The sequence below is a fragment of the Cupriavidus basilensis genome (assembly GCF_029335485.1).
Classification (GTDB): Bacteria; Pseudomonadota; Gammaproteobacteria; order Burkholderiales; family Burkholderiaceae; genus Cupriavidus; species Cupriavidus basilensis_E.
Genome location: NZ_JARJLM010000459.1, coordinates 1 through 1,873, shown reverse-complemented (window position 1 = coordinate 1,873; position 1,873 = coordinate 1). Strand labels below are relative to the sequence as shown.

Annotated in this window: 2 protein-coding genes; both read right to left on the bottom strand. The window is 60.2% G+C overall.

Features of this window, described 5'->3' with window-relative positions:
• Positions 1-235 precede the first annotated feature (235 nt).
• Positions 236-892: an HAD family hydrolase gene (locus tag P3W85_RS27825; RefSeq protein WP_276267128.1), complete on the bottom strand. Its 657-nt coding sequence runs from the start codon at positions 890-892 to the stop codon at positions 236-238.
• A 104-nt stretch (positions 893-996) separates the two neighbouring features.
• Positions 997-1,557, bottom strand: a complete 561-nt coding sequence (locus P3W85_RS27820) for a carbonate dehydratase (protein ID WP_035811728.1) — start codon at positions 1,555-1,557, stop codon at positions 997-999.
• Positions 1,558-1,873: the final 316 nt, after the last annotated feature.

Genomic DNA, 1,873 nt, shown 5'->3' with positions numbered 1-1,873 from the left:
GGCAAAACAGGCAACATACCGCTAGTCTCCCGCGAGAAAGCGGCAGCCAGCGGTGGCATCGGCATTCGATCGAACGGCGGTCCATGTCCTGGGCCGCTCCCGAACGCGAGCGGATGCACGCGTCGGGGCGATCCCTATAACCGGCCCGGCAGCGAAAGCCACTGCCCTGGCAAACGCACTCGCACTTGTTGCGTCTCGGGCCCGGAGGGAGGATATTGCGCCGCAATCCCTGCTTTCAGCCCGATGTCCAGCCGATCAGCGCCGCCGACATCAATCCGGGTAGTTCGTCAAAACGCCCTGCAACCTTCGTTGCACCTCTGCCCATATCCGGCCGGCCGTAACCCCAGGCGGCGAAGACGGAGGGCATGCCGTAGGCTTGCGCAGCGGCGACATCCGCTCGATTGTCTCCAACCATCACAGCCGGACGGTGAAGAAGCCTGGCGCGCGCCAATGCCTGCTCAATGTGCCGCGGGTCCGGCTTGCAGAATGCCACCGTATCTCCTCCACAAATCGCGTCGAAATAGGGCAGCACGCCAAGCTCCCTGAGGATGCTGCAAGCGGCAACTTCCACTTTGTTGGTACATAGCACCATCCGCCAGCCGGCTTCCCGAAGCGCGCCGAGTGTCCTGGCGACATCCGGATAAAGCCTGGTCTCAAGGATGGGCGCCTGGACATACCCATCCACGAAGGCCGCGACCTCGCCCTCCGTGATCTCAGACCGGCGCAGCCGAAACGCACGCGCCGCGAAAACCCGGAGGCCATCCCCCAACAAGGGCGTAGCCTCCGCCAGCTGCAGGGGCGGCAAGCCGCGTGCGCGAAGCAAGCCGTTGATTCCCGCTGCCATGTCGGGGGCGGCGTCAATGATCGTCCCATCGAGATCGAAGATCGCCACGCGATCCGATAAGCCCGCCGGGTTCCTCTTCGAACTACCTGCCGATTTCCCGCCTCTGCCTTCTTTCAATACAACCTCCCCCGCTCGCAAGCGAATCCATCCATCTACAGCTCGTTCTGTATGCGTTTGTAGCCAGTAACAAACTGGTTGTTCGTACGCGCCACATCTTCAGAAAACTCAGCCACATCCGCGGTCACACGCGGAATCAGCTGCAGGTCCGTTCCTGGTCCGATCCGCTCCGTCGAGGGGACATGGAAACCGCGCGGCAGCCGGCATCCGTCCACCACTGCGTTATGCCGCACAACGCAGTCATCGCCGATCGAACAGTTGTACAAAACACTGTTGAACCCAATGAATACGCGATGCCCCACATCGCACGGACCGTGGACAATGGCGCGGTGCGCGATCGAGGTGCCCGCACCGATCACCACGGAGCCCCCCGCACGGGAGTGAATGATTACCCCGTCCTGGATATTCGAATTCGCGCCAATGACAATTGGCTGCATGCCACCATCCGGTCCCACCTCGTCTGCCCGTATGACGGCATAGGGCCCGATAAACACATTCTCATGGACCACCACCCGGCCGCAAATAATTGCCGTCGGGTCCACGAACGCGCTCTGGTGAATAACCGGCAGATCGCCGTTGGGGTTCTTTCGTATCACGACGCAATCCATTTACCTATCGTTCCCAGTGCCGAGCGAAGTGAATACAGCCGAACACAGTCGAGCAACGCTTCGCGACACTCCCGCCGCACATTGAGTGCTGGCGGCTACAGCATACGTCCCCTTACCGGGCGCAGGCAATGCAAGGAATATCGCCGCAATAGATTTCAATCCCCCTTGAGTAGATTTCAATCCCGTTCACGCTAGCGAAAAACCGCAGACCGGATTGGCCTCAACCAATCATGAAATACTTTCAAACGATTACCCTGCTACCGCCTCCGGATATCGACGCATACTAGCGTCATCTTTTTTTCGC